This window comes from Rhodoferax sp. TS-BS-61-7, assembly GCF_002943465.1.
GTDB lineage: Bacteria > Pseudomonadota > Gammaproteobacteria > Burkholderiales > Burkholderiaceae_C > Allorhodoferax.
In genome coordinates this window covers 167,227-191,494 of the sequence record NZ_PTQY01000003.1, presented here as the reverse complement: position 1 = coordinate 191,494, position 24,268 = coordinate 167,227, and the positions used below count along the sequence as shown (strand labels likewise).

General features: G+C 61.6%; 25 protein-coding genes. 12 read left to right on the top strand and 13 right to left on the bottom strand.

Annotation, left to right across the window (positions count from 1 at the left end):
* Nucleotides 1–39 precede the first annotated feature (39 nt).
* Nucleotides 40–1,149 carry an alpha/beta hydrolase gene (locus C5F53_RS09600; RefSeq protein WP_105261161.1) on the top strand — a complete coding sequence of 370 codons (1,110 nt, stop codon included), beginning with the start codon at nt 40–42 and terminating at the stop codon, nt 1,147–1,149.
* Here the strand turns inward: C5F53_RS09600 and C5F53_RS09595 are convergent.
* Nucleotides 1,083–1,313 (bottom strand): LysR family transcriptional regulator, encoded by a 231-nt coding sequence (locus C5F53_RS09595; protein WP_105261506.1) that lies wholly within the window; start codon nt 1,311–1,313, stop codon nt 1,083–1,085. The genes C5F53_RS09600 and C5F53_RS09595 overlap by 67 nt on opposite strands.
* Before the next feature lie 108 nt (nt 1,314–1,421).
* Here C5F53_RS09595 and C5F53_RS09590 point away from each other — a divergent pair, with 108 nt between their 5' ends.
* On the top strand, nt 1,422–2,189 hold the full coding sequence (locus C5F53_RS09590; protein WP_105261505.1) for an SDR family oxidoreductase: 768 nt from the start codon (nt 1,422–1,424) through the stop codon (nt 2,187–2,189).
* A 213-nt stretch (nt 2,190–2,402) separates the two neighbouring features.
* On the opposite strand, the gene C5F53_RS09585 is transcribed toward C5F53_RS09590, so the two are convergent.
* Nucleotides 2,403–3,176 carry an SDR family NAD(P)-dependent oxidoreductase gene (locus C5F53_RS09585; protein ID WP_105261160.1) on the bottom strand — a complete coding sequence of 258 codons (774 nt, stop codon included), beginning with the start codon at nt 3,174–3,176 and terminating at the stop codon, nt 2,403–2,405.
* A 101-nt stretch (nt 3,177–3,277) separates the two neighbouring features.
* Here C5F53_RS09585 and C5F53_RS09580 point away from each other — a divergent pair, with 101 nt between their 5' ends.
* From C5F53_RS09580 to urtE, 6 genes are all read left to right on the top strand, one after another.
* Complete coding sequence (locus C5F53_RS09580; RefSeq protein ID WP_105261159.1) at nt 3,278–4,186, top strand: LysR family transcriptional regulator; 909 nt, start codon at nt 3,278–3,280, stop codon at nt 4,184–4,186.
* A gap of 207 nt (nt 4,187–4,393) precedes the next feature.
* Nucleotides 4,394–5,656, top strand: a complete 1,263-nt coding sequence (gene urtA / locus C5F53_RS09575; RefSeq protein WP_105261158.1) for an urea ABC transporter substrate-binding protein — start codon at nt 4,394–4,396, stop codon at nt 5,654–5,656.
* Between the two features lie 91 nt (nt 5,657–5,747).
* Complete coding sequence (urtB, locus tag C5F53_RS09570) at nt 5,748–7,328, top strand: urea ABC transporter permease subunit UrtB (RefSeq protein WP_105261157.1); 1,581 nt, start codon at nt 5,748–5,750, stop codon at nt 7,326–7,328.
* Complete coding sequence (gene urtC / locus C5F53_RS09565) at nt 7,325–8,440, top strand: urea ABC transporter permease subunit UrtC (RefSeq protein WP_105261156.1); 1,116 nt, start codon at nt 7,325–7,327, stop codon at nt 8,438–8,440. The genes urtB and urtC overlap by 4 nt, the downstream gene beginning before the upstream one ends.
* Nucleotides 8,437–9,318 (top strand): urea ABC transporter ATP-binding protein UrtD, encoded by an 882-nt coding sequence (urtD, locus tag C5F53_RS09560; RefSeq protein WP_105261155.1) that lies wholly within the window; start codon nt 8,437–8,439, stop codon nt 9,316–9,318. The genes urtC and urtD overlap by 4 nt, the downstream gene beginning before the upstream one ends.
* A gap of 12 nt (nt 9,319–9,330) precedes the next feature.
* Complete coding sequence (urtE, locus tag C5F53_RS09555; protein ID WP_105261154.1) at nt 9,331–10,023, top strand: urea ABC transporter ATP-binding subunit UrtE; 693 nt, start codon at nt 9,331–9,333, stop codon at nt 10,021–10,023.
* On the opposite strand, the gene C5F53_RS09550 is transcribed toward urtE, so the two are convergent.
* From C5F53_RS09550 to C5F53_RS09505, 10 genes are all read right to left on the bottom strand, one after another.
* The gene (locus C5F53_RS09550) at nt 10,020–11,684 is read right to left on the bottom strand and encodes a tetratricopeptide repeat protein (RefSeq protein WP_105261153.1); all 1,665 of its coding nucleotides are present in this window, start codon (nt 11,682–11,684) and stop codon (nt 10,020–10,022) included. The two genes, urtE and C5F53_RS09550, sit on opposite strands and share 4 nt — an antisense overlap.
* An 86-nt stretch (nt 11,685–11,770) precedes the next feature.
* Nucleotides 11,771–12,601: an urease accessory protein UreD gene (locus C5F53_RS09545; RefSeq protein WP_105261152.1), complete on the bottom strand. Its 831-nt coding sequence runs from the start codon at nt 12,599–12,601 to the stop codon at nt 11,771–11,773.
* A 28-nt stretch (nt 12,602–12,629) separates the two neighbouring features.
* Nucleotides 12,630–13,103 (bottom strand): nucleoside deaminase, encoded by a 474-nt coding sequence (locus C5F53_RS09540; protein ID WP_105261151.1) that lies wholly within the window; start codon nt 13,101–13,103, stop codon nt 12,630–12,632.
* Complete coding sequence (locus tag C5F53_RS09535; protein ID WP_105261150.1) at nt 13,103–13,870, bottom strand: ABC transporter permease; 768 nt, start codon at nt 13,868–13,870, stop codon at nt 13,103–13,105. Before C5F53_RS09535 ends, C5F53_RS09540 begins: the two co-directional genes overlap by 1 nt.
* Nucleotides 13,871–13,879: 9 nt before the next feature.
* Nucleotides 13,880–14,707 (bottom strand): ABC transporter ATP-binding protein, encoded by an 828-nt coding sequence (locus tag C5F53_RS09530; RefSeq protein ID WP_105261149.1) that lies wholly within the window; start codon nt 14,705–14,707, stop codon nt 13,880–13,882.
* Between the two features lie 3 nt (nt 14,708–14,710).
* Nucleotides 14,711–15,739, bottom strand: coding sequence for an ABC transporter substrate-binding protein (locus tag C5F53_RS09525; protein WP_105261148.1), 1,029 nt, complete (start codon nt 15,737–15,739; stop codon nt 14,711–14,713).
* 76 nt (nt 15,740–15,815) lie between these two features.
* Nucleotides 15,816–17,048, bottom strand: coding sequence for an ArgE/DapE family deacylase (locus C5F53_RS09520; protein WP_105261147.1), 1,233 nt, complete (start codon nt 17,046–17,048; stop codon nt 15,816–15,818).
* The gene (gene uraD / locus C5F53_RS09515) at nt 17,045–18,865 is read right to left on the bottom strand and encodes a 2-oxo-4-hydroxy-4-carboxy-5-ureidoimidazoline decarboxylase (protein ID WP_105261146.1); all 1,821 of its coding nucleotides are present in this window, start codon (nt 18,863–18,865) and stop codon (nt 17,045–17,047) included. The genes C5F53_RS09520 and uraD overlap by 4 nt, the downstream gene beginning before the upstream one ends.
* 5 nt (nt 18,866–18,870) lie before the next feature.
* Complete coding sequence (puuE, locus tag C5F53_RS09510; RefSeq protein WP_105261145.1) at nt 18,871–19,809, bottom strand: allantoinase PuuE; 939 nt, start codon at nt 19,807–19,809, stop codon at nt 18,871–18,873.
* Nucleotides 19,806–20,441 (bottom strand): GntR family transcriptional regulator, encoded by a 636-nt coding sequence (locus tag C5F53_RS09505; protein ID WP_105261144.1) that lies wholly within the window; start codon nt 20,439–20,441, stop codon nt 19,806–19,808. Before C5F53_RS09505 ends, puuE begins: the two co-directional genes overlap by 4 nt.
* Before the next feature lie 67 nt (nt 20,442–20,508).
* On the opposite strand from C5F53_RS09505, the gene uraH reads away from it, so the two are divergent.
* Nucleotides 20,509–20,874 (top strand): hydroxyisourate hydrolase, encoded by a 366-nt coding sequence (uraH, locus tag C5F53_RS09500; RefSeq protein ID WP_105261143.1) that lies wholly within the window; start codon nt 20,509–20,511, stop codon nt 20,872–20,874.
* Between the two features lie 7 nt (nt 20,875–20,881).
* Here the strand turns inward: uraH and C5F53_RS09495 are convergent, their stop codons facing one another.
* A complete protein-coding gene (locus C5F53_RS09495; protein ID WP_105261142.1) occupies nt 20,882–21,412 on the bottom strand; it encodes a hypothetical protein in 531 nt (176 codons plus the stop codon).
* 89 nt (nt 21,413–21,501) lie between these two features.
* On the opposite strand from C5F53_RS09495, the gene xdhC reads away from it, so the two are divergent.
* The 3 genes from xdhC to C5F53_RS09480 all read left to right on the top strand — a co-directional run bounded on the left by xdhC (nt 21,502) and on the right by C5F53_RS09480 (nt 24,256).
* Entirely contained in the window at nt 21,502–22,326 is an 825-nt protein-coding gene (xdhC, locus tag C5F53_RS09490) for a xanthine dehydrogenase accessory protein XdhC (RefSeq protein ID WP_105261141.1), read from the top strand.
* 24 nt (nt 22,327–22,350) lie between these two features.
* A complete protein-coding gene (locus C5F53_RS09485) occupies nt 22,351–23,583 on the top strand; it encodes a urate hydroxylase PuuD (protein ID WP_105261140.1) in 1,233 nt (410 codons plus the stop codon).
* 256 nt (nt 23,584–23,839) lie between these two features.
* Nucleotides 23,840–24,256: a type II secretion system protein gene (locus C5F53_RS09480; protein ID WP_161499915.1), complete on the top strand. Its 417-nt coding sequence runs from the start codon at nt 23,840–23,842 to the stop codon at nt 24,254–24,256.
* Nucleotides 24,257–24,268 lie beyond the last annotated feature (12 nt).

Sequence of the window (24,268 nt, the reverse complement as noted above, 5' to 3'; positions counted from 1 at the left end):
GATGAAAACACCGATACAAGCCCCACCAGAGAAATGAACATGAACAAATTCAATGAGCCAAACAATGAAGTCACCCGCCAAGATACAACCGACATGGGACGCCGTGGCGTATTGAAAATGACTGGCACCAGCATTGCCGCTTTGAGCGTCGGTATGGCCGCCACAGGCCAAGCCTCCGCGCAGTCAGCACTTCCACTCAGCCCGGCATGGGACAAGACCTTTGCCAAAAGCGACAAAGTGGAGCATAAAAAAGTCAGTTTCACAAACCGCTTTGGCATAGCCTTGGCTGCAGACTTGTACCAGCCCAAAAACGCCCGCGGCAAGCTGGCGGCTATCGCTCTCGCTGGCCCCTTTGGCGCGGTGAAAGAGCAGTCGTCGGGACTCTATGCGCAGACCATGGCGGAGCGCGGATTCGTCACCCTGGCCTTTGATCCGTCCTTCACCGGCGAAAGCGGCGGCACGCCTCGCCATATCGCCTCGCCTGACATCAACACCGAAGATTTCAGCGCAGCCATTGATTTTCTTGGTTTGCAATCTTCCGTGGATCGCGAGCGTATCGGCGTCATCGGCATTTGCGGTTGGGGTGGCTTGGCATTGAATGCTGTTGCTGTGGACAAGCGCGTCAAGGCGGTTGCGGTGAGCACCATGTACGACATGGCCCGCGTCTTGACCAAGGGCTACAACGACAGCACGACAGCTGAGCAGCGTGCGCAGATGCTGGGGCAGATGAGCCAACAGCGGTGGAAGGATGCAGAAAGCGGTAGCCCGGCGATGCTCCCGATGTTCAATGTGCTCAAAGGTGGCGAGCCGCAATTCATGGTGGAGTACGCCGACTACTACAAGTCTCCCAAGCGCGGTTTCCACCCACGGGCCATCAATTCGAATGGTTCCTTTACGGTAACTGGCATCCTGCCTTACCTGAATGCACCGCTGATGACCCACATTGCCGAAATTTCACCCCGTCCTGTTTTGTTCATCCATGGCGAAAAAGCCCATTCGCGCTACTTCAGCGAAACCGCCTACGCAGCAGCTGCGCAACCGAAAGAGCTCGTGATTGTCCCGGGAGCTGTCCACACCGATCTCTATGACCGAGTGGACGTGATCCCGTTCGACAAGCTAACCACTTTCTTCCGGACAAATCTCAAGTAAAGCGCGCCATGCCATTTGTCACACTGACGCCTACCCACTTCTGTTTCCAGCAATTGGACGATGGTCGACACACGGCCTTTTGCCATGTTGAGATGCTCGGCCGCCTTGGTGAAGCTGGTGAGTTCGGCAACACGACAAAAAATCCGTAAATCGCTCAGATCCAATTGTTCCTCCAAGGAAAACAGTAAGTTAAATTTTAGCTACTTTATCTACTGCTTTAAGAACCGTAAATTCCTCCCATCCCAACCAACCTTTAGGAGAACTTTATGAACATGACCACAAAACCCAACCGGATTGCCTTGGTCACCGGTGCAAGCCGTGGGATTGGACGCAGTACCGCTTTGAGCCTTGCTGCACAAGGCGTCGACGTGATCGTCACCTACTTGAGCAGTGCCGACGAAGCGATGGCCGTTGTCAAGCAGATCGAAGCCATGGGACGACGCGCCGTTGCACTGCCCCTCGATGTGGGCTCTGCTGGCACGTTTGCCGACTTTGCTCGCGATGTGAAGACAACGCTGCAAGAGACCTGGCAGCGCGAGCGTTTTGACTATCTCGTCAACAACGCCGGCACTGGTGTGTATGCCCCTCTTACCGATACGACCGAGCAAGAGTTCGACTCGATGATCAACATCCATCTGAAGGGCACCTTCTTTCTTACGCAGAAGATGCTGCCATTGATCGAGGATGGCGGGCGCATCCTCAACACGTCGTCAGGTTTGACACGCTTTACTTTCGGCGGCTATGCAGCCTACGCTGCGGCGAAGGGCGGCGTCGAGGTGCTGACGCGGTTTATGGCCAAGGAATTGGGGGCGCGCAACATCAGCGTCAACGTGATTGCACCGGGCGCCACCGAAACAGACTTTGGTGGCGGCGCGCTGCGTGACAACAACGACCTCAATACGCAATGGGCCGGTATGACTACGCTGGGTCGCAACGGGCTGCCGGATGACATTGGTGGTGTGGCTGCAGCGCTACTGTCCGAAGGCACGGGTTGGCTCAATGGCCAACGCATCGAAGCTTCCGGCGGCGTGTTGCTCTGATCCAGCGAAGCGAATAAGCGCTTAGTCGTTATTGGTGACTTCATCCATGTCGCTGCAGTGCAGTTGGATTAGCTGGGTATCACTGTCGGTTTCGACGTCGATATCAAGGCCGCAGCTGCAACTCGCTCCAAGGTGTTTTCTCGACTCGCCAAAGACGGCGCGCTGGTCGGTGCTGTGCCTGTCACCAGTGCGCCTCAGCGCACCGCTGGGGTCTTACAAAAACATGCCACCCGAGGCCTCGATGCGCTGGGCATTCACCCAGCGGTTAGCCGGGGTCAGCAGCGAGGCGATCATGGCGCCAATGTCGTCGGGCACACCGGTACGGCCCAGTGCGGTGTTGCTGGCCACAAAGGCGTTGAGCTGGGCGTTGTCGCGTACTGCGCCGCCACCAAAGTCGGTCTCAATCGCGCCGGGCGCCACCACGTTGACCGCAATGCCGCGCGGGCCCAGCTCCTTGGCCATGTAGCGCGTGAGCGTTTCGATGGCACCCTTCATCGTGCCGTAGGCCGCGTAGCCGGGCAGCGCAAAACGGGCCAGGCCGCTGGAGAGGTTGACGATGCGTCCGCCGTCGTTCATCAGCGGCAGCAGTTTTTGGGTGAGGAAGAACACGCCTTTCACGTGGATGTTCATGAGCGTGTCGAACTCGGCTTCGGTGGTTTCCATCAGGCTGGCGCGTATGCCCACACCGGCGTTGTTCACCAGGTGGTCAAAACGTTCGCGCTGCCAGGTGGTGGCCAGCACGGCCTTCACCTGCTCGGCAAAACCTGCAAAGCTCGTGCTGTCGCCGGTGTCCAGCTGCAGGGCTACGGCGCGGCGGCCCAGCGCGGTGATCTCGGCCACCACGGCCTGCGCTTCGGCAGCCTGGCTGCGGTAGGTAAGGATGACGTCGCTGCCGTTCTTCGCAAGGTGCAGCGCCGTGTTTTTGCCCAGGCCACGGCTGCCGCCGGTGACGAGTGCGATGGGGGTGGAGGAGGGGGTGGTAGACATGCAGGCTTCCTTGGTGGGTTGGTGATGGATGCGAGTCTATTGAGCGGTTTGGATTTGATAAATATCTATAAAGTGATTGATTTGTTCGTAATAATTGAACAATGAGCACATTGGACCGCATGTTGATCTTCACCCGCGTGGCTGAGCTGGCCAGCTTTACGCAGGCGGCCGACGCGCTGGGCCTGCCCAAGGCCAGTGTGTCCACCGCCGTGCAACAGCTCGAAGCCGAGTTGGGCACGCGGCTTTTGCACCGCACCACGCGCAAGGTGCAGCCCACGCAAGACGGCCAGGTGTTTTACGAGCGCTGCAAGGATCTGCTGGCCGATGTGGACGAGGTGCAAACCATGTTCCAGCAGCAGGGCGTGCAGAACCTGCGGGGCCGCGTGCGCATCGACATGAGCACCAGCATGGCGCGCCACGCCGTCATTCCACGCCTGCCAGAGCTGCTGGCGCAGCACCCGCTGCTGGAGCTGGAGATCAGCAGCACCGAGCGCCGGGTGGACCTGGTACGCGAGGGCTTTGACTGCGTGCTGCGCTCGGGCACGGTGGGCGACACCAGCCTGGTGGCGCGGCCACTGGGAAACATGCGCATGGTGAACTGCGCCAGCCCTGCCTACTTGCGGCAGCAGGGCACGCCGCTGCACCCGGCCGATCTGGCCTCCCACCACCTGGTGCACTACACCAACACCCTGGGCGCCAAGCCCGATGCGTTTGAGTACCTGGAGGGTGGGGCGCTGCTGTCCGTGCCCATGCAGGGTGCCGTGACGGTGAACAACGCGGAAGCCTATGCCTCTGCCTGTGCCGCAGGGCTGGGCATCATCCAGGTGCCGTGTGTGGGCGTGTTGGACTTGCTGCGCCGCGGCCTGCTGGTGGAGCTGTTGCCGCAGCATGTGGCGCCGCCCATGCCCTTGACGCTGGTGTACGCCAACCGGCGCAACCAGTCCAAACGCGTACGCGTGGTGATGGACTGGCTGGCACAGGTGGTAGACGACTATTTACAAGCCATTTAGGCCTCCAGCCCTTATGAGATTTTCGCAAACAGCTACTAAATTAATAGCATAAACGCGTTGCCCCTGATCGCCATGTTGTACGCCACACGGCGTATTTCGGTTTCTGCCCCGGGTCCCTAAAGTCACCTCATCGCATCCAACCAGCGCTTCGTCAGCGAAGCACGGTTTGGGCGAGACAGATTTTTTTAACCCCACGGAGAAGCCCACATGCAACGTCGATTTTCTTTGAAGGCCTTGACCGCTGCGGTCGCCTTGACCACCCTGTCTGCTTTGCCAGCCTACGCTGCCGACACCATCAAGGTTGGCATTTTGCACAGCCTGTCCGGCACCATGGCCATTTCGGAAACCGTGTTGAAAGACACCGTGTTGATGGCCATTGACGAAATCAACGCCAAGGGCGGCTTGCTGGGCAAGAAGCTCGAACCCGTCATCGTGGACCCCGCTTCCAACTGGCCCCTGTTTGCTGAAAAAACCAAGCAGCTGCTGACACAAGACAAGGTCGACGTGATCTTTGGTTGCTGGACCTCGGTGTCCCGCAAGTCCGTGTTGCCCGTGGTGGAAGAACTGAACGGCCTGCTGTTTTACCCCGTGCAGTACGAAGGTGAAGAGCTGTCCAAAAACGTGTTCTACACCGGTGCTGCGCCCAACCAGCAAGCCATTCCCGCAGTGGACTACCTGATGAGCAAAGAAGGCGGCGGCGCCAAGCGTTGGGTGCTGCTGGGCACTGACTATGTGTACCCCCGCACCACCAACAAGATCCTGCGCGCCTACCTGAAGAGCAAGGGCGTGAAGGACACCGACATTGACGAGAAGTACACCCCCTTCGGCCACAGCGATTACCAAACCATCGTGGCGGACGTGAAGAAATTTGCTGCCGGTGGCAAGACCGCCGTGGTGTCCACCATCAATGGTGACTCCAACGTGCCTTTCTACAAGGAACTCGGCAACGCCGGCCTGAAGGCCAAGGACGTGCCCGTGGTGGCCTTCTCGGTGGGTGAAGAAGAGTTGCGCGGCGTGGACACCAAGCCGCTGGTGGGCCACTTGGCCGCCTGGAACTACTTCCAGTCGATCAAGAATCCTGCCAACACCGACTTCATCAAGAAGTGGTCTGCCTACGCCAAGGCCAAGGGCATCGCCGGTCACAAAGACAAACCTTTGACCAACGACCCGATGGAAGCCACCTACATCGGTATCAACATGTGGAAACAAGCCGTCGAGAAGGCCAAGACCACCGAAGTCGACAAGGTGATTGCCGCCATGGCTGGCCAGACTTTCAAGGCACCTTCCGGCATCGTCTCCAAGATGGACGAGAAGAACCACCACTTGCACAAGAGCGTGTTCATCGGCGAAATCAAGGCCGACGGCCAGTTCAACGTGGTGTGGAAAACACCCGGTCCTGTGAAGGCTAAGCCATGGTCTCCGTATATCGAAGGCAACGACAAGAAGCCTGACGAGCCCGCAAAGAAATAAGGCGAAGGCAGGGAGAAGCTAGTTTCTAGCTTTAGCCGCCACAGCCTTTGGGCCGTGGCGGCTTGTTCCATTCAACCGGAGACATTGGCGTATGCCAAAGCAATTCATCCAGCTCCTGCTGCTTGCTACGATTTTTGTAGCTGCCAGCGCACACGCTTTAACGGCCCAGGAGGCCAAAGCCATCACATTGGGCGAGAGTGATGACCGCGTGGCGGCCCTGCAAGCGGCTGTGGCCAAAGCCGACGAACGCACCGTGCGTTTTATCCAGGCCCTGTCGGACGACAGCGTGAAACTGGTGGGCGAAGCGCCCGTGATGGTGGTGGACGGCAAAGGTGTGGACCCGGTGACCAACGCCGAGGTCGAGCTGCCCGACACCGCCGAAGACGTGATGAACAACAACCGCATGCGCGGCGAGCTGGACAACGCGCTGGCCGCCGTGAAGCTGCTGTCCAGCGACGTGGCGGTGCGCCGCGCCGCCGTGGCCACGCTGCAAGGCAATGTGGACATGGACAAGCTGCCCTTGCTGGACAAGGCGCTGGCCGCTGAGACCGTGGCCGACATCAAGGACCAACTCGCGCTGCTGCGCGCCTCGGCCCTGCTGTCTAGCGAAGACCCGGCCAAACGCCTGGAAGCCGCCACCCTGCTGGGTGACAGCGGCCTGGCGGCCACCAAGACCCTGCTGAGCGAACGCCTGCAGGGCGAGACCGAAAGTACCGTGAAGGTAGCGCTGCAAAAAAGCCTGAGCGCCGTGGAAAACCGCCTGGCCTGGGGCGACCGGCTGGGCGCCATGTTCAGCGGCATCAGCCTGGGTTCCATCCTGTTGCTCGTCGCACTGGGCCTGGCCATTACCTACGGCCTGATGGGTGTGATCAACATGGCCCACGGCGAACTCATGATGATCGGCGCCTATGCCACCTATGTGGTGCAGGGCCTGTTCCAGAAATACCTGCCCGGCGCGTTTGACTGGTACCTGCTGGCCTCGGTGCCGGTGGCCTTTATGGCGTCGGCCCTGGTGGGTGCGGCGCTGGAGCGCAGTGTGATTCGTTTCCTTTACGGCCGCCCGCTGGAAACCTTGTTGGCCACCTGGGGTATCAGCCTGATGCTGATGCAACTGGTGCGCACGATTTTTGGTGCGCAAAACGTGGGGGTGGAAAACCCGAGCTGGATGAGTGGGGGTGTGCAGGTGCTGGGCAATTTGTCCCTGCCGTACAACCGCCTGGTCATCGTCGGCTTTGCGCTGGCCGTGCTCGGCGGTGTGGCCTTCCTGATCAGCAAGACACGCCTGGGCCTGTTTGTGCGTGGTGTCACGCAGAACCGCCCGATTGCCAGTTGCATGGGCGTGAACACCGCGCGCATTGACACCTACGCGTTTGCACTGGGTAGCGGCATTGCCGGTCTGGCCGGTTGCGCGCTGAGCCAGGTGGGCAACGTCGGGCCCGATCTGGGCCAAGGCTACATCGTCGACTCGTTCATGGTGGTGGTGCTGGGTGGTGTGGGCCAACTGGCCGGCACCGTGTACGCCGCGCTGGGCCTGGGCGTGCTCAACAAATTTCTGGAAGGCTGGACCGGCGCCGTGCTGGCCAAGATTGCCGTGCTGGTCTTCATCATCGTCTTTATTCAGAAACGTCCCCAAGGCATTTTTGCCATGAAGGGTCGGAGCGCAGAAGCATGAGTACCCCGTTTCCAACCCTCGTTCTTCCTACCCCCCAACCGCTGCTCACCCGCACCGGCTGGGTTTCCTGGCTGGGTGCTCTGGTGGTGCTGTGCGCCCTGGTTCCCGTGCTCAACCTCTGGGTGCCCGAAGGCAGCGCCTTCCACCTGAGCGACTTTGCCGTGGCACTCACGGCCAAGATCATGTGTTACGCCATCTGCGCCATGTCCATGGGCCTGATCTGGGGCTACACCGGCATCCTGAGCCTGGGCCACGGCCTGTTCTTCGCACTGGGAGGGTATGCCATGGGCATGTACCTCATGCGCCAGATCGGGCTGGACGGCAACTACAAAAGCGCGCTGCCCGACTTCATGGTGTTTCTGGACTGGAAAGAGCTGCCTTGGCACTGGGCGCTGTCGGACAGTTTTGTGGCCACCCTGTTCCTAGTGGTGGCGGTGCCGGGGCTGGTAGCCTTTGTGTTTGGCTACTTCGCCTTCCGCTCGCGCATCAAGGGCGTGTATTTCTCCATCATCACCCAGGCCATGACCTTTGCGGCCATGCTGCTGTTCTTCCGCAACGAGACCGGTTTTGGCGGAAACAACGGCTTTACCGACTTCAAACGCATTCTGGACATCCCGATTGCCACCACGAGCATGCGCATGACGCTGTTTGTACTGACCGCCGCCATTTTGCTGGGCTTCTTTTTGCTGTCGCGCTGGTTGGTCAACAGCAAGTTTGGCCGGGTGCTGCAGGCCGTGCGCGATGCCGAAACGCGTGTCATGTTCAGCGGCTACAACCCCATCGGTTTCAAGCTCACCATCTGGACCATCTCGGCCATGATGTGTGGCGTGGCTGGTGCCTTGTATGTCACGCAGGTGGGCATCATCAACCCCAGTGAAATGAGCCCCGCCAACAGCATCGAGATCGCCATTTGGGCCGCGGTGGGTGGACGGGCCACGCTGATCGGCCCGGTGGTGGGCGCCTTCATCGTCAACGGTGCCAAGAGCTGGTTGACCGTGACCTACCCCGAGTTCTGGCTGTACTTTTTGGGCGCGCTGTTCATTGGCGTGACCCTGTTCCTTCCCGATGGAGTGGTCGGTTTGATCAAGAAACTCAAAGGGAGCAAAACATGACTCCCGATCTGCTGGAACAAGGCGAAAAACGCGTTCAGGCGCACATGGCTGCCCTGGCAGCGAACAAGGGGCAAACCGAGTCCGGCGGCCGCGCAGCAGGTTTCTCACGCGTGGCCAAGGCCGGTGAGGTGGATGTCACCCACGGCCGCATCCTGTACCTCGAAGACGTGAGCGTGAGCTTCGATGGTTTCAAGGCCATCAACAAACTTTCGCTGGACATTGCGCCCGGCGAGTTGCGCTGCATCATCGGCCCCAACGGTGCAGGCAAGACCACGATGATGGACATCATCACCGGCAAGACGCGGCCCGATTCAGGCACTGTGTTTTTCGGTAGCACCATCGACCTGCTGCGTTTCAAGGAAGCCGAGATTGCGCAGCTGGGCATTGGCCGCAAGTTCCAGAAGCCCACGGTGTTTGAGCAGCTCACGGTGTTTGAAAACCTGGAGCTTGCGCTGAAGACCAACAAGGGCGTGAAGGCTTCGATGTTCTTCAAGCTGGACTCTGCGCAGAGCGACCGTTTGGCCGAAATCCTGCACACCATCCACCTGGCCGACAGCGTGGGCCGCCTGGCCGGCAACCTGAGCCATGGCCAGAAACAATGGTTGGAGATTGGCATGTTGCTCATGCAAGACCCCAAGCTGCTGCTGCTGGACGAACCCGTGGCTGGCATGACGGATGAGGAAACCGAACGCACGGCCGAGCTGTTCCTCACCCTCAAAGGCAAACACTCGCTCATGGTGGTGGAGCACGACATGAGTTTTATCCGCACCATCAGTGACATCGTCACCGTGTTGTGCGACGGCTCGGTATTGGCGCAAGGTACGCTGGACCAGGTGCAGGCCGACGAGCGGGTGATTGAAGTTTATTTGGGTCGCTAAGGTTGTGAGCACATGCTGAAAATCAACAACGTCAACCAGTACTACGGCGGCTCCCACATCCTGCGCGATGTGAGCCTGGAGGCCGAAATTGGCAAGGTCACGGTCATCCTGGGCCGCAACGGCGTGGGCAAAACCACGCTGCTCAAGTCCATGATGGGTCTGGTGCCCATCAAGTCCGGCAGCATCGAATTCGATGGCAAACCGATCCAGAAACTCACGCCCTACGAGCGGGCCCGCCTGGGCCTGGGTTTTGTACCGCAAGGCCGCGAGATTTTTGCGCGCCTGACGGTGGAAGAAAACTTGCGCATGGGTCTGGCCTACAAAAGCGCAGGCACGCCGATTCCGGCAGAGCTGTTTGATCTGTTCCCCGTGCTCAAGCAGATGCTGAACCGCCGTGGCGGTGACCTCTCGGGGGGGCAGCAGCAGCAGTTGGCGATTGCACGTGCGCTGGCGGCTGGCCCCAAGGTGCTGATTCTGGACGAGCCGACCGAAGGCATCCAGCCCAGCATCATCAAGGACATTGGTCGCGTGATTCGTATGCTGGCCGACCGCGGCAACATGGCCATTGTGCTGGTGGAGCAGTACTACGACTTTGCCCAGGAACTGGCCGACCAGTACGTGGTGATGGAGCGTGGTGCGGTGCTGGCACGCGGCATGGGCCAGAACATGGAAATCGACGGCGTACGCAGCCTGGTGGCGATTTAGGCCGCTGTGGGTGTGGCCTCGGTGGCCGCACGTTTGCCGGTACGCAGCGCCAAGCCCCCGGCTTGGCGTTTTTGCTCTCCCAGCGATGCACGGTTGACGGTGGGGCCGGTTTTTGCCCGCAGCTCTTCCACCATGGCTGTCAGCGTGAGCGCTTCCGGCACCTTGGCCGCGTGTTTCTGCAGCAGTTGGTAGGCGTTGTCCACCAGCCGGGCGTTGAGGGTTTCGCGGCCGTGCAAGATCAGGTTTTTGACCGCCGCCGTGGGGTTGCCCGACATGCTGAGGGACATGGCTGTTTCCGCATACTCCAGCACCTGCGTCTGCGCCACGCGAATGGTGTCTGCATACGGTGGGTAGCTGCTGGCGCTGGCGGCCAGCAGCTCAGTCAGCGAGCGGTTGCTGCAAAAACGCTTGGCCAGCGTGTCCACCGTGGAATCCACCTCGTTGAGCTGAATCGCCTTGTGCGCCAGCTGTGCCAGCAGGGCGACCAGATTGCAGGCAGATTCAAAGTCAAACAGGGGTTCCCGCACGGTTTTGGCCAGGTCACGTACTGTTTCCACCGCCCGTGCAAACTGGTGTTGCTGGATCAGGTTCAGCGCATCAACGATGCCCGCCAGGTGTGGCAAGCGCGGGTTTTCCGGGTCTTTGTCGATCAGGCGTACAAAGTCGTCATGGCAACGCTGCAGCCCTTTGCGGTCGGCCAGCTCCAGCCGGGCGAAGGCGAGCAGCACCAGAGTTTGTGCGTCAAACATCTTGGACTCCAGGCCCAGGCGCACCGTCTTGTCCAGCAGCTTCTCGGCCTCTTCATGGTCACCGGCGTAGTAGGTCATCATGGCCAGGTTTTGCAGGCGGCTGATGGAGGCCGGCGTCAGCGTGGCGGCCATTTTGTAGGTCTCCAGCGCCTTGTCAAAGCGGCCCAGCTCAAAGTGGGCGCGGCCCATCACATCGTAGGCGTCGGCATAGTTGGGGTCTTCACCGATCAGGCGCTCCAGGGTGCTTGTGGCCTGGTTGATCTGCCCCGCCTCTAGCAGTGAGCGGGCCACGCCCAGCTTGGCCCAGGGCAGGGTTTTGGCCTCCACCACCGCCTTGTACAGGGTTTGGGCATCGGCGCAGCGGCCCACCCGCAGCAGCAGCTCGGCGCCTACGCGCGCTGCGTACAGCCAGAACATGCCCTTGCTTTCAAAGCGATCCAGGCACAGCTTGGCCGCGTCTTCAAACCGCTCGTCCTCAATGGCGCTGAAGATCTCTTGCAACGACACCTTGCGGATGCGGGCGGCCACCAGCCGGTCGCCCAATTGCGTGGCCTTGTGGGGCTTGAGCATGTAGCCGTCCAGCGCCGACTCGGCGGCCTCGGCCACCTTGGCGTAGGTGGCTTCACCGGTGATCATGATGAAGACGGTGGAGAAGGGCAGCAACTGGTTGCGGCGCAGGTCGTCCAGCAAGTCCTGGCCCGAGGTGTTGTCACTAGGAAAGTGCTGCTCGCAGAGCACAAAGTCAAAGGTTTTGAATTCCAGCTGCCGGCGCGCATCCACAGGGCGTGCCGCCTGGGCCACGGATGCCACGCCGAAATCACGCAGCTGCGACACCAGAATCGAGCGCGAGGTGGGGTTGCCGTCCACGACCAGGGCGGAGCAGGCGGAGAAGTCGTTTTCTAGCGCAGCCATCAGGTGTCTTGCCGTGCGCCCTGCAGGGTGGGCGTTGGTCTATCGATGGCGCATTATGGGCGCTGCGCTACAAAAAAGGTAGCCTGTTACATCGCCCAGATGCGCGGGTCCGCCGCCTCCAGCGCCCACTGCTGGGCGCGCCAGGCACGGCGCACGCTGCGCAGCAGTTGCATGGCCGGCTCCACATGCGGTGCCAGCACGCGTAACACCACCAGTTGCGGGTGGGGGCTGGTGGCACCTGCCGTGCCGGCCAGCGGGTGGTCTTGCAGGCAGGCCCGGGCCGTGTCCAGCAGTGCCTCTTTGCGGTCGCGCGGCAGTGGGCTGCCGGCGGCAAAAAAGAGCGTGGCCAGGCAACGCTGCCCCGCCATGCCCGCGGGGCTGTTAAGCAGGCGGTGGTCCTGCCCATCGATCTGCCCACGCTCCAGCCACACGCCCGGGAACTCGATGTGTTGTTCCAACTGACCCTGGGTGAATGGCAAGTTGGCCATGGGCAGGCCCAGCACCGTGGTGTCCCAGCCCAGGCATTCCGCACCGGGCGCCAGCTCCAGGCGCAGCTGGTTGCGGGCCTGGCAGGCGTCGTAACAAATGGCCTCCAGCGGCAGCCACTCCAGGCGGGCGCCGGTCTCCAGGCTCAGCCGGGTGGTCTGCGTGGCCCAGGGGCCGTCAGATCGGTAAAAGCGTGTGGCTCCGGGTGTGGTGATCAGGCCGTGCGCACCCGCCCCGGCGTGCACACGCAGGTCCAGCGTGTCGCCACCCACCAGCCCACCGGGCGGGTGCACCAGCACGTTGTGGCAAATGCCATCCCCCTCGGGGTACAGGCTTTGCAGAATGCGCAGCGGCCCGCTGTGCAGGTGGCGCGCAACGGTGCGGCCTGTTTCAAGCCGGTAGTTCAGGTCTAACTGGGCGTGCCACACCATGACGGGTTCGTCTGCCGAGGCGTGGGCCTCAGTGCTTCCAGAAGTTCAGGTGCAAGGCGGCAATGGCCTCTTCGACCGCAGGCACGGGGCCTATCACCTGCACCTGTTTTTGCCCGGCTGCCAGCACGGTGCGGCTGGGCAGGTCCATGGTGGGGTTCTCGGCGTGGTTGCCGGTTAACTCCAACAGGCGCTGCTCGGTCATGCCAAACACCAGGGTGCCGATGTTGGCCCAGTACTGGGTGCCCGCACACATGGCGCAGGGTTCCACCGTGGTCACCAGCGTGCAGCCCCACAGGTACTCGGGGGTGAAGTTGGTGGCTGCGGTGCGGGCCAAGGTGGACTCGGCATGGTTGACCGTGTCTACATTGCCTTGCTCGGCCAGCACTGTTTCGCCATCCGGTGCCACAAGGATGGCGCCGAAGGGGTGTTTGTCCAGGCCAATGGCACGTTGGGCCACGGTATTCGCGCGCAGCAGATGGCGCTCTATCTGCTCAGGTGTCATCAAGTGTTTTGCGAGCCGCGATGGGCCCAGCCGGTGGTGTGTTTTTCAATTGCACTGAACAGCTCGTACATCACCATCGCCATGGCACCCACCACCACCAGGCCGGCAAAGGCCAAGCCCATCTGCATGGCCGAACCTGCGCTGATCAGCAGGTAACCAATGCCTTCGTTGGCGGCCGTCATCTCGGACACCGTGGTGCCCACAAAAGCCAGCGTGATGGCGACCTTGAGCGAGCCATAGAAGTAAGGCATGGAGCGTGGCAGGCCGACCTTGATCAGCACATCCCAGCGTTTGGCACCCAGCACGCGCAGCACGTCTTCGAGCTCGGGCTCCAGCGTGGCCAGGCCGGTGGCAATGTTCACCATGATGGGGAAGAAGCTGATCAGGAAGGCGGTGAGGATGGCCGGGCCCACACCAATGCCAAACCACACCACCAGGATGGGTACAAAGGCAGCTTTGGGCAGCGCGTTGAACGCCGTCATCAGCGGATACACCGCGGCATAAGCCAGACGAGAGCTGCCAATCACAAAGCCCAGCAGCACGCCCACCACAATGGCAATGCCAAAGCCCACCATCGTGACCCAGAAGGTGCGCCATGCGTGCGCGCCGATGATGCCTTTGAATTCCCAAAACTGGGTCCAGATGCGCCAGGGGCTGGGGAAGATGAATTCGGAGACTTCAAACGCCGAGCACAGGATTTGCCACAGCATGATCACGACGACCAGCAGGATCCAGGGCGACCACATCTCCACTTGTTTTTTGTTCATGGGAGGACCTTATTGGTTGATGGTCGCGCCGGTCTTGCGCATGGCACCAATGTGCCCGCGCAGCTCGTGCACGATGTCGGTGAATTCTTTGGTGTAAGTGATTTCAAGCTCGCGCGGGCGCGGCAGTTCTATCTCTTTTTTCACCACAAAACGGCCTGGGCTCTTGCTCATCACATACACCGTGTCGGCCAGGAATACCGATTCGCGCAGGTCGTGCGTCACCAGAATCACGTTGAACTGCTGTTCGGTCCACAGGTCGCGCAAGATGCACCACAACTCTTCGCGGGTGAACGCGTCAAGCGCGCCAAAGGGCTCGTCCAGCAGCAGCATCTTGGGCTCATGGATCAGCGCGCGGCAGATGCTGGCGCGCTGCTGCATGCCACCCGAGAGCTGCCAGGGGAACTTGTCTTCGTAACCCGCCAGGCCCACCTTTTGCAGCAGCTTGCGGGCACGTTCCTCGTATTCCTTGCGCTTTTGCTTGAACGTGGAGCGGTAGGGCTCCACGATCTCCAGCGGCAAAAGCACGTTGTCGACCGTGGTGCGCCAAGGCAGCAACGAAGGCGCCTGAAACGCCATGCCCGAAATTTTGAGTGGCCCGGTCACCGGCTGGTTGTCGATCAGGATTTTGCCCATGGACGGCATCTTCAGGCCGGTGGTGAGCTTCATGAAGGTGGACTTGCCACAGCCCGAAGGGCCGACGATGGCGATGAACTCGCCTTTGCGCACCTTCAGGTCAATGGCTTCTACCGCGAAGTGGTTCTGCTTGAGCAGCTCTTCGTTGTAGGCCAGCCAGACATCCTGAAAATCGACAAACCAGGGGGACGCGGGTGCACTCATGGCTTACTTCTTGGGCAATACGTCGAGCACGGCCTTGGTGGGCAGGTAGCTGCCGTTCCACACCACATCGGGGTTCACGCGGCTCTTGGTGTTGAAAGCGTCGGACACCTGCGATGCCATCAGCGACAGGCGCGGGCCATTCACCTGGCCAAAACCTTCGGCACGTGCGTTGGCGCTGTTGATGACGGTGTCGATGGCGAGCTTCAGGCGGCGGGTTTCGAGTTCGGCGTTGATGATGCCGTCACGTGCCTTCACGTCGCCAATGGCGGCGGCCGGGTTGCCAATCACATCTTTCATACCCTTGGCAAACGCGGCCAAGAAGGCTTTCACGGCTTCGGGGTTCTCTTTCAGGATCTTGGGCGAGGCAATGATGGCATTGCCATACAGCTTCACGCCAAACTGCGGGTAGGGCAGCACCACCACGTCTTCGGCCTTCACGCCGCGGGCTTCCAGGTTCAGCAACGAGGTAAAGGTGAAACCGGTGATCGCGTCGATGTCACCACGCGCCAGCATGGTTTCTCGCAAAGGGGGGTCCATGGCGGTCCACTGCACACCGCTGATGTTGTTGGCCTTGGCAAAGATGGGGAAGGCGCGGCGGCCAGCGTCAAACACGGGGGCGCCGAGCTTCTTGCCGTTCAGGTCGGCCGGGGTTTTGATGCCGGACTTTTTGAGCGCCATGACCGAAGCGGGTGTGTCGTTGTAGACCATCATGATGGCCACAGGTTTGTTGGGCGCATCCGCGTTGTTGGCGTGGAATTCCATCAGCGCGGCCATGTCGGCAAACCCCATGTCGTAGGCGCCAGAGGCCACACGCGTCACGGTGCCGCCGGAGCCGTTGCCCGCGTCAATCGTCACGTCGAGCTTGGCGTCCTTGAAATAACCTTTGGCGGCAGGTGTCAGAAACAGGGCAGCAGGGCCTTCAAAACGCCAGTCCAGCTGGAACTTGATGGGGGTGGCTTGGGCCAATGCGGAGCCTGCGGCCAGCGTGGCAGCAGCGAAGGCAATGGCGTGGAGAAACTGGCGCTTTTTCATGGGAACTCCTTCAAGGTATACAGATGGAATAGGTGTAGCAAGAAAAATGCCCAATATTGGGGCGTTTCGCCAAAGCTCAGGGCTTCAGCAAATCCAGTAGTGTCCGTGCTACCACTTTGGTAGCACGGCGTAGATCTTCCAGGCTCACGCGCTCGTCGGCGCGTTTGGCGTGCGACTCCAGCACGGTGCGCGGGCCGGCGCCGTAGATGACGCCGGGGATGCCGCGCTCGGCAAACAGTCGTACATCGGTGTAGAGCGGTGTGCCCATGGCGGGGATGGGTTCGCCAAACACCGCTTCGCCATGTTTTTGCAGCGCATCCACCAGCGGTTTATTGCCGGCCAGCGGCCGCATGGAGTTGGCCAGCAGCAGGCGCTTGATGTCCACCGTGATGCCCGGGCAGGTCGCGGCTGCGTCGGCAATCACCTTGCGGATGGAGGCTTCCACTTCGGTGGGGGTTTCCTCGGGGATCATGCGGCGGTCCAGCTTGAAGACCACTTTGCCGGGGACCACATTGGTGTTGGTGCCGCCTTCGATACGGCCTACGTTCAGGTAGGGGTGGTTGATGCCGTCCACGTCCGAAGTCACTTGCTTATAGAGCGTGTTCTGGGCGTACAGCGCGTTGAGGATGTGCACTGCGCCTTGCAGAGCGTCCACACCGCTTTCTGGAATGGCGGCGTGGGCCATCTTGCCGTGTACGGTCACTTCCATTTGTAGGCAGCCGTTGTGCGCAGTGATCACTTGGTAGGAGAAACCGGCAGCCAGCAACAGGTCGGGTTGGGTCAGGCCTTTTTCCAGCAACCAGCCGGGGCCCAGTTCGCCGCCAAATTCTTCGTCGTAGGTGAACAGCAGCTCCACGCCGCCCTTGAGCGGGAGGCCCAGCGATTCGAGGGCGCGCACCGCAAAGGTGTAGCTGGAGAAATCGCTCTTGCTGACCGCCGTTGCGCGGCCAAACATCTGTCCGTTCTCAATCTCACCGCCATAGGGGTCATGCGTCCAGCCTTCGCCCGGAGGCACCACGTCGCCGTGGGCATTCAAGCCGATGGTGATGCCACCGGCGGCATAGGGGCGGCGCACCACCAGGTTGGTGATGCTTTGCATACCGGCAGCCTGCACCTCGCTGGCGGGCACGCTGTATTTTTCTGCCTGCAGGCCCATGGCGGCAAGCAGATCCGCGGTGCGGTCTGCGTGGGGGGCGTTGTTGCCGGGCGGCGTGTCGGTGGGCACGCGCACCAGTTCCTGTAGAAAGCGCACCTGTTCGTCAAAGTGCGCGTCAATCCAGGCGTCGAGTTGGTTGTAATGGGTGGTCATGGGGTTCCGTGTTCTTGGGCCAGTTGGTGCAGCAGGTGGCTGAAGGCGTCGACCGCGAGTTGCATGTCGTCGCTGGTGCTGGATTCCAGCGGGTTGTGGCTGATGCCGGAGTTCAGGCCACGCACAAACAGCATGGCCTGGGGCAGGATGGTGTGCAGCTTCATGGCGTCGTGGCCGGCGCCACTGGGCATGCGGTGCAGAGGGACGCCCAGGGCGGCCACAGCCTGTTCCCAGCGTTGTTGCCAAGCCGGTGCGCTGGGGGCAGCACTGGCCTGCATGGTGCGGGTGAGGCTGTGGTGCAGACCACGGCGTTCGCAAATCAGGCGCAGGCCGGCGAGGACTTTTTCCTCCAGCGCATCGCGCTGCGCGTCCGACGGTGCGCGCAAGTCCATCGAGAACTGGCAGCGCCCCGGGATCACGTTGATAGAACCGTTGGGCACTTGCAGTTGCCCGACGGTGCCGACCGAGTCCCCGTCTTGCGTGGCCAGATGCTCCACCAGCAGCACCAATTCAGCCACCGCTGCAGCCGCGTCGCGTCGTTGGCCCATGGGCGTGGTGCCGGCGTGGCTGGCCATGCCGATCACCTCGCCCACATAACGCACGCTGGCGTTGATGGAGGTGACCACACCCAGCGGAATGTCCAGCGCGTTGAGCACTGGGCCCTGCTCGATGTGCACTTCCACAAAGCCCTGGTACTCGGCAGGGTCGCGGCGGATGGCAGGGATGGCATTCACGTCCAGCCCGGCATGGATCATGGCATCACGCATGGTGATGCCATCGGCGTCGGTCTGGTCCAGCCAGGCAGGGTCAAAGTCGCCGGTGAGCGCGCCCGAGCCCAGGAAGGTGGCCTTGTAGCGCTGGCCTTCCTCTTCAGCAAAGCCCACCACCTCCAGCGCGTAGGGCAGGCGCTTGCTCTGTGCTTTGAGCGCCTGCACGCAAGCCAGCGGCACGTAGATGCCCAGGCGGCCGTCGTACTTGCCGCCGTTACGTACGGTGTCGTAGTGGCTGCCAGTGAGCAGCGTTTTAGAGTCTTTTGGGGCTTGCAGGCCGTGGTTGCTGCGCGACCAGCTATCACTTTCATAGCGACCCACCACGTTACCCACGGCGTCGATGACGGCACTCTCGCATCCTGCCGCCAGCATGTCGGCCTGGATCTGGCGGGCGCAGGCACGGTGCGCGTCGGTCAGGTAGGTAACGGTGAGCTGGCCCAGCTCGGCGTAGCCGGGGTCGGTGTGTTGTGCCAGCGCCTCTTGCCAGTCCCACACCTGGTGGCCCTGGGTGGGCGTGTAGCCAAACTTATCGTTGAGGCGAATCTCGGCAATGCGGTGCACATTGCGCAGGCATTCGGCCAGCTCGAACTCGGGGTGACCCTGCACGCGGCGTTCCAGCGTGGCGATGATCTCGGCCTTCAACAGGCCGGTGCCGCGCGGGCCACGCACGGCTAGGATGAAAGGGAAGCCAAAGCGCGCGTTGTACTGCGCGTTGAGCTGCTGGATCTTCTCGAACTCGGCCGGCGTGCAATGCGTGAGCCCCGCCTTGTTTTGCTCATTAGTGCTCTCGGCCGTGAGGCTCTTGTCCACCATGGCTTTGCCAGCGAGTTCGGGGTGGGCACGCAAGAGCGCAAGCTGCGCATCGCGCCCGCCATTCGCCACTTCCAGCACCATGGCATGTTTGAGCTGGGCCAGCGACACAAAGGGGCGCTTGGCCAGGGCCGCGCGTGCAATCCAGGGCGAGTGTTCGTACAGGCCGTCCAGCAGCGCTGCCGCCTCGTCCAACGAGGCGAGGTTGAGTTGGTCCAGGGTCAGGGGTGTTGCCATGGGGTTCAACCTTGATAAGGGTGTGTGGCTTTCCAGTGCCGCGCGATGTCAAGGCGCCGCGCCACCCACACGCGCTCATGCTGACCAATGTGGTCCAGAAAACGCTGCAGCGCGGTAATGCGCCCCGGACGGCCCAGCAGGCGGCAGTGCATGCCGATGCTCATCATCGATGGTCGCTCGTCGCCTTCGGCGTACAGCGCATCAAAGGTGTCCTTCAGGTACTGGAAAAATGGGTCGGCGTGCGAATAACCCTGGGGCAAGGCAAAGCGCATGTCGTTGCAGTCCAGCGTGTAGGGCACGATGAGCTGGGGCACCACGTTGCCGTCGGTCTTCTGCACCTTCATCCAGAAGGGCAGGTCGTCGCCGTAGTAGTCGCTGTCGTATGCAAAGCCGCCATAGTCGGCCACCAGGCGGCGCGTGCGCGGGCTGTCGCGCCCGGTGTACCAGCCCAGCGCGCGCTGGCCGGTGAGCTTTTCGATGGCCGCCATGCCCAGCTGCATGTGTTCACGCTCGGTGGCTTCGTCGACGTTTTGGTAGTGGATCCAGCGGTGGCCGTGACAGGCAATTTCGTGGCCCAGCTCCACCAGGCGGCGTGTCAGCTCGGGGTGGCGTTCCAGCGCCATGCCCACGCCAAACACAGTGAGCGGCAGACCGCGCTTTTCGAATTCACGCAGGATGCGCCATACGCCGGCACGTGAGCCGTATTCGTAAATGCCTTCCATGCTGATGTGGCGGTCTGGGTAGCTGGCGGGGTTGAACATTTCCGAGAGAAATTGTTCGGAGCCAGCGTCGCCATGCAGCACGCTGTTTTCGCCGCCTTCTTCGTAGTTGAGGACAAACTGCACGGCCACGCGGGCCTGGCCTGGCCACTGCGCGTGGGGCACGTGTTCGCCGTAGCCAATCAGGTCACGCGGGTAGGGTTGGGTGCTGTCGTAGGTGCTCATGGTGTGGCGGTAAGGGTCAGGGTGGCTTCCACGTTTTGCAGGTGTTCGTCCATCAGGCGCAGGGCCAGGGCCTCGTCGCGCGCCTGCAGCGCATCGACGATGGCCGTGTGTTCTTCGTGCGAATGTGCGGCTGCTGCGCTGGACTGGTACATCAGCGTGATCAGCGCGCAGCGCGAGAGCAGGTCCATCATCAGCAAGGCCAACACCTCGTTGCCCATGAGCTGCGCCATGCAGACATGGAAGTCACCCAGCAGCTCGGTGCGGCTGGAGACATCGCCACGCTGGACTGCGTGTTTTTCTTGGGCAATATGGTCATGCAGGGCTTCGATGTGGGCGTCGGTGGCACTCTGGATGAATGCACGGACCATGCCCGCTTCGAGCATGCGGCGCACCGCAAACACCTGGCGCGCCTCGGCCACCGAGGGCGCGGACACAAAGGCACCACGCGCAGGCTCCATGCGGATCAGCCGGTTTTGTGAGAGCTGAAACAGGGCCTGGCGGATCAGGGTGCGTGAGACACCGAACTGGTCGGCCAGCTTTTGTTCCCCCAGTTTCACGCCCGGTGCCAGCCGGTGCTCCACGATGGCGCGTGTGATGGCCTCGACGATGAAACTGGTGGTGGTGGGCTCCATGCGGCCATGATACCGAGAATGCCGAAAAGTGTATACACTTTGAATTTTTCAGCGAAGGGGCAGCAACATGGGCTTGAGCACACACGTACTGGACACCATGCACGGCAGCCCGGCAGCGGGCATGGCGGTGGCGCTGTACACCACACAGGCCGGCCCGCAGGGCGACACCGCCACACTGGTGAAACGTTTTGTACTGAACACCGACGGCCGCAACCCCGACGGCCCGCTGTACGACAACGCGAGCCTGCGCGTGGGCACCTACCGGCTGGTGTTTGATGTGGCGGGCTACTTCAAGGCCCGCAACGTGGCCCTGCCCGAACCCAATTTTTTAAACCAGGTGAGCCTGGACTTTGGCGTGGCCCACGTGGACCAGCACTACCACGTGCCGCTCCTGGTCAGCCCCTGGAGCTACTCCACCTACCGGGGCTCTTGAGAGCTGGCTAGAGCTGTCCTTCGGTCAAGGTATCCAATTGAAAACGTCCGCTTTTGTGCCACAACCAAGTGTCCGTGTAAGTGACCTTGCCCATGCGCACGGGTGCGGGGAAGGGGGCCGCTGCGCGCACCGAGCGCTCAATGTCGGCCATCACCTCGGGGGCATGGCTGGGCGCGCGCATCCAGCGGATGTCGGTGACCTGGCCCATGCGGTCAATGTCTACCTGCAGCACACCCACGGCGTAGAGCAAGGGTGGCAGCTTGCCAGCGTAAATGCGCTGGGTGTTGCGTGCATAGAGGTGGCTGGCGGCATCGCGCCGGTAGTCGCGCGGCGTGGGGGCTTGCGAGCTGTGCGCGGGTTCGGGCAGCGCCGGGGGCACCACAACGGCGACCGGGGGCGGTGCTTCGGGCACGGCGGCTGCCGGTGGGGGCTTGGGCGGCGGGCTGGAGCAGCCCGCCATGGCAGCCAGCAGGCCGGCGCAGAAGGCCTGTTTCCAACGGATAGGTGCGCTGGTGCGCACGCTCGAAATACGGTGCATGGTGTGTCTCCGGTCGGTGCGTTGCCGATGTACTGTGACGCAAATTATGGCCTGAGCCCGTGGCATCCGGCTGCAAAAGGTATCCGATTGTGAAATGGCTTCCCCTGCTTTTGGCGCAACTCGCCCGGGCCGACGCGGTGCTAGTGCGGGTGCACAGCAGCCGCGGCTCGGTGCCGCGCGAGGCCGGGGCCTGGATGGCGGTGTTTGCCGACAGCGTGCTGGGCACGGTGGGCGGCGGGCGGCTGGAGCTGGATGCGATCGCCGCAGCCCGCAATCATTTGTTGCAATTGGGCGCGGCCCCTTTCACTCAGCGGTACGCGTTGGGCCCCAGTCTGGGCCAGTGTTGTGGCGGCGAGGTGCACTTGCAGTTTGAACGCATCACCGCGCAAGACAGCGAAGGGCTTCAACAACGCCTGCAACCACCGCGCCTGCCCGTGGCCCTGTTTGGTGGCGGCCATGTGGGCCAGGCGCTGGTGGATGTGCTGGGCAACCTGCCCTTTGCGGTGGAATGGATTGACAGCCGCGACGGCATCTTTCCGGCCACGCTGCCCGACACCGTGCACTGCGAACACTCCGAGCCGGTGCAGGCCGCGGTGGCGGGCCTGGCACCGCAGTCGCGCGTGCTGATCATGAGCTTCAGCCACGCCGAAGACCTGGACATCGTGGCGGCCTGCCTGACCCGCCAGCGTGCGCAGGGCGATCTGCCCTACATCGGCCTCATCGGCAGCCAGACCAAATGGGCTACCTTTCGCCACCGGCTGGAGGCGCGCGGTTTTAGCGCGGCCGAGCTGGCCCACGTCACCTGCCCCATTGGGGTGCTAGGCATCCACGACAAGCGCCCCGAGGTGATTGCAGTGGCCGTGGCGGCCCAACTCTTGCAAGTGCAAGACCCTGAACCCAAGGCTGCGGCCTGACCTGAATCCTAGGAGAACCACCGCATGGAAAGTTATTTACTCGACTGGGCCAACCTGCTGCTGCGCTGGGTGCACGTCATCACCGCCATTGCCTGGATTGGCTCCTCGTTCTACTTTGTGTTTCTGGACAGCAGCCTCACACCGCCGGTGGATGACGACCTCAAGAAACAGGGCGTGAGCGGTGAGCTCTGGGCTGTGCACGGCGGCGGGTTCTACCACCCGGTCAAGTTTGCCGGTGCACCGCCCAAGCTGCCCGAGAACCTGCACTGGTTTTACTGGGAGAGTTACAGCACCTGGCTGACCGGCTTTGCGCTGTTTACCGTGTCGTATCTGTGGAGCGCGGGCACCTACCTGATTGACAAATCGGTCATGGCCTGGCACCCCCATGCTGCCATCGCCGTGGCGCTGGCGTTTTTGGTGGTGTTCTGGATTGCGTACGACGTGATCTGCCGCCTGTTCGGGCAACGCAAAAACGGCGACATGATCGTTGGCGCCGGGGTCGCAGTCCTGGTGTGTATTGCGTCCTGGTTGGCCTGCCATTGGTTTGCGGGGCGTGCGGCATTTTTGCTGGTGGGCGCCATGATGGCGACGACCATGAGCGCCAACGTGGCGCATTGGATCATTCCGGGCCAGCGCAAGATGGTGGCCAGCATCAAGGCGGGCCAGCCGGTGGACCCGATCCACGGCTGGCGCGGCAAGCAGCGCAGCGTGCACAACACCTACTTCACGCTGCCCGTACTGTTTGCCATGCTGAGCAATCACTACAGCTTCACCTACAGCCACCCGCAGAACTGGCTGGTGCTCATCGTCATGATGTTTGCGGGCGCCGCCATTCGCCAGTTCTTTGTGTTGCGCCACGGCTTCAAGCTGGGCCGCAACCGCCACCCTTGGCCCTACGCCGCCGCGGGTGTGGTGGCCATCATCGGCATGCTGGTCTGGCTCAAGCCCGCACCGCCTGCGCAAAATGCTATTAATTCAGGAGCTGCTAGCGCAGTATCCACGGGCGCTACAGCCCCCATTGGCTATAAAGAACTGCAGCCCATGCTGGCCCAACGCTGCTACATGTGCCACGGCGAAGCCGTGCAAATGAAAAACGTGCGCCTGGACTCCCCCCAAGCCCTGGCCAGCCACGCGCAGACCGTGTACCAACAAGTGGTAGTCACCAAAATCATGCCTATGAGCAATGCCACCAACATGACCGACGCCGAGCGCCTGATGGTGAAGCAGTGGTTTGAGGCGGGGGCGAAGACGGAGTAGGTGTAGAGGAGTTAGGGACTTGCCGTTGTAACTCAGTACCAGCAGACCTTGCACGTTGCCTTTCGCATCGGTGGTACTTACCCTTGATGTCGCGGTACAGCTCGCTGGTTTGTACTCGTTGCTTGACTAGCCGGTATTGCAGCGGTTGGTCGTGACCTCCCCTAGTTCTGCCGGACTATTTGCGCGCAGGCCATATGCGCCTATCATGCGTAACAATTTGTTACTCATGGCCTCAGGGCAGTGTTTTGTTCGCTTCATGTTTCTGATTTTTCCAGCTTCCTCTGCCCGCCGTGTTGCTTTGCAGCGTGGCTTCACGCTCATCGAGCTGGTCATGGTGATTGTGATTTTGGGCGTGCTGTCAGCGGTGGCTATTCCCAAGTTTGTCGATTTGCGGTCAGACGCCCAGTTGGCCGCCACCCAAGCCATTGCGGGTGCGGTTTCGTCGGCGTCCGCCATTAATGTGGCGGCCCGGAGGGTGAATGGCGGCAACGGAGTGGTGGTGGACGATTGTGCGGATGCGGGCAGCCTTCTCGAAGGTGGTTTGCCTGCTAATTACTCCACCGGACCGGTGGGGTTGCCGCTACCCATTGCCAATGGCGATACGCGGTTATGTACCGTGTATGGCCCCAACAACACCACGCAGGCGCAAGCCAGTGTTACCGGAATTTTGTGACTATGAGGAAGC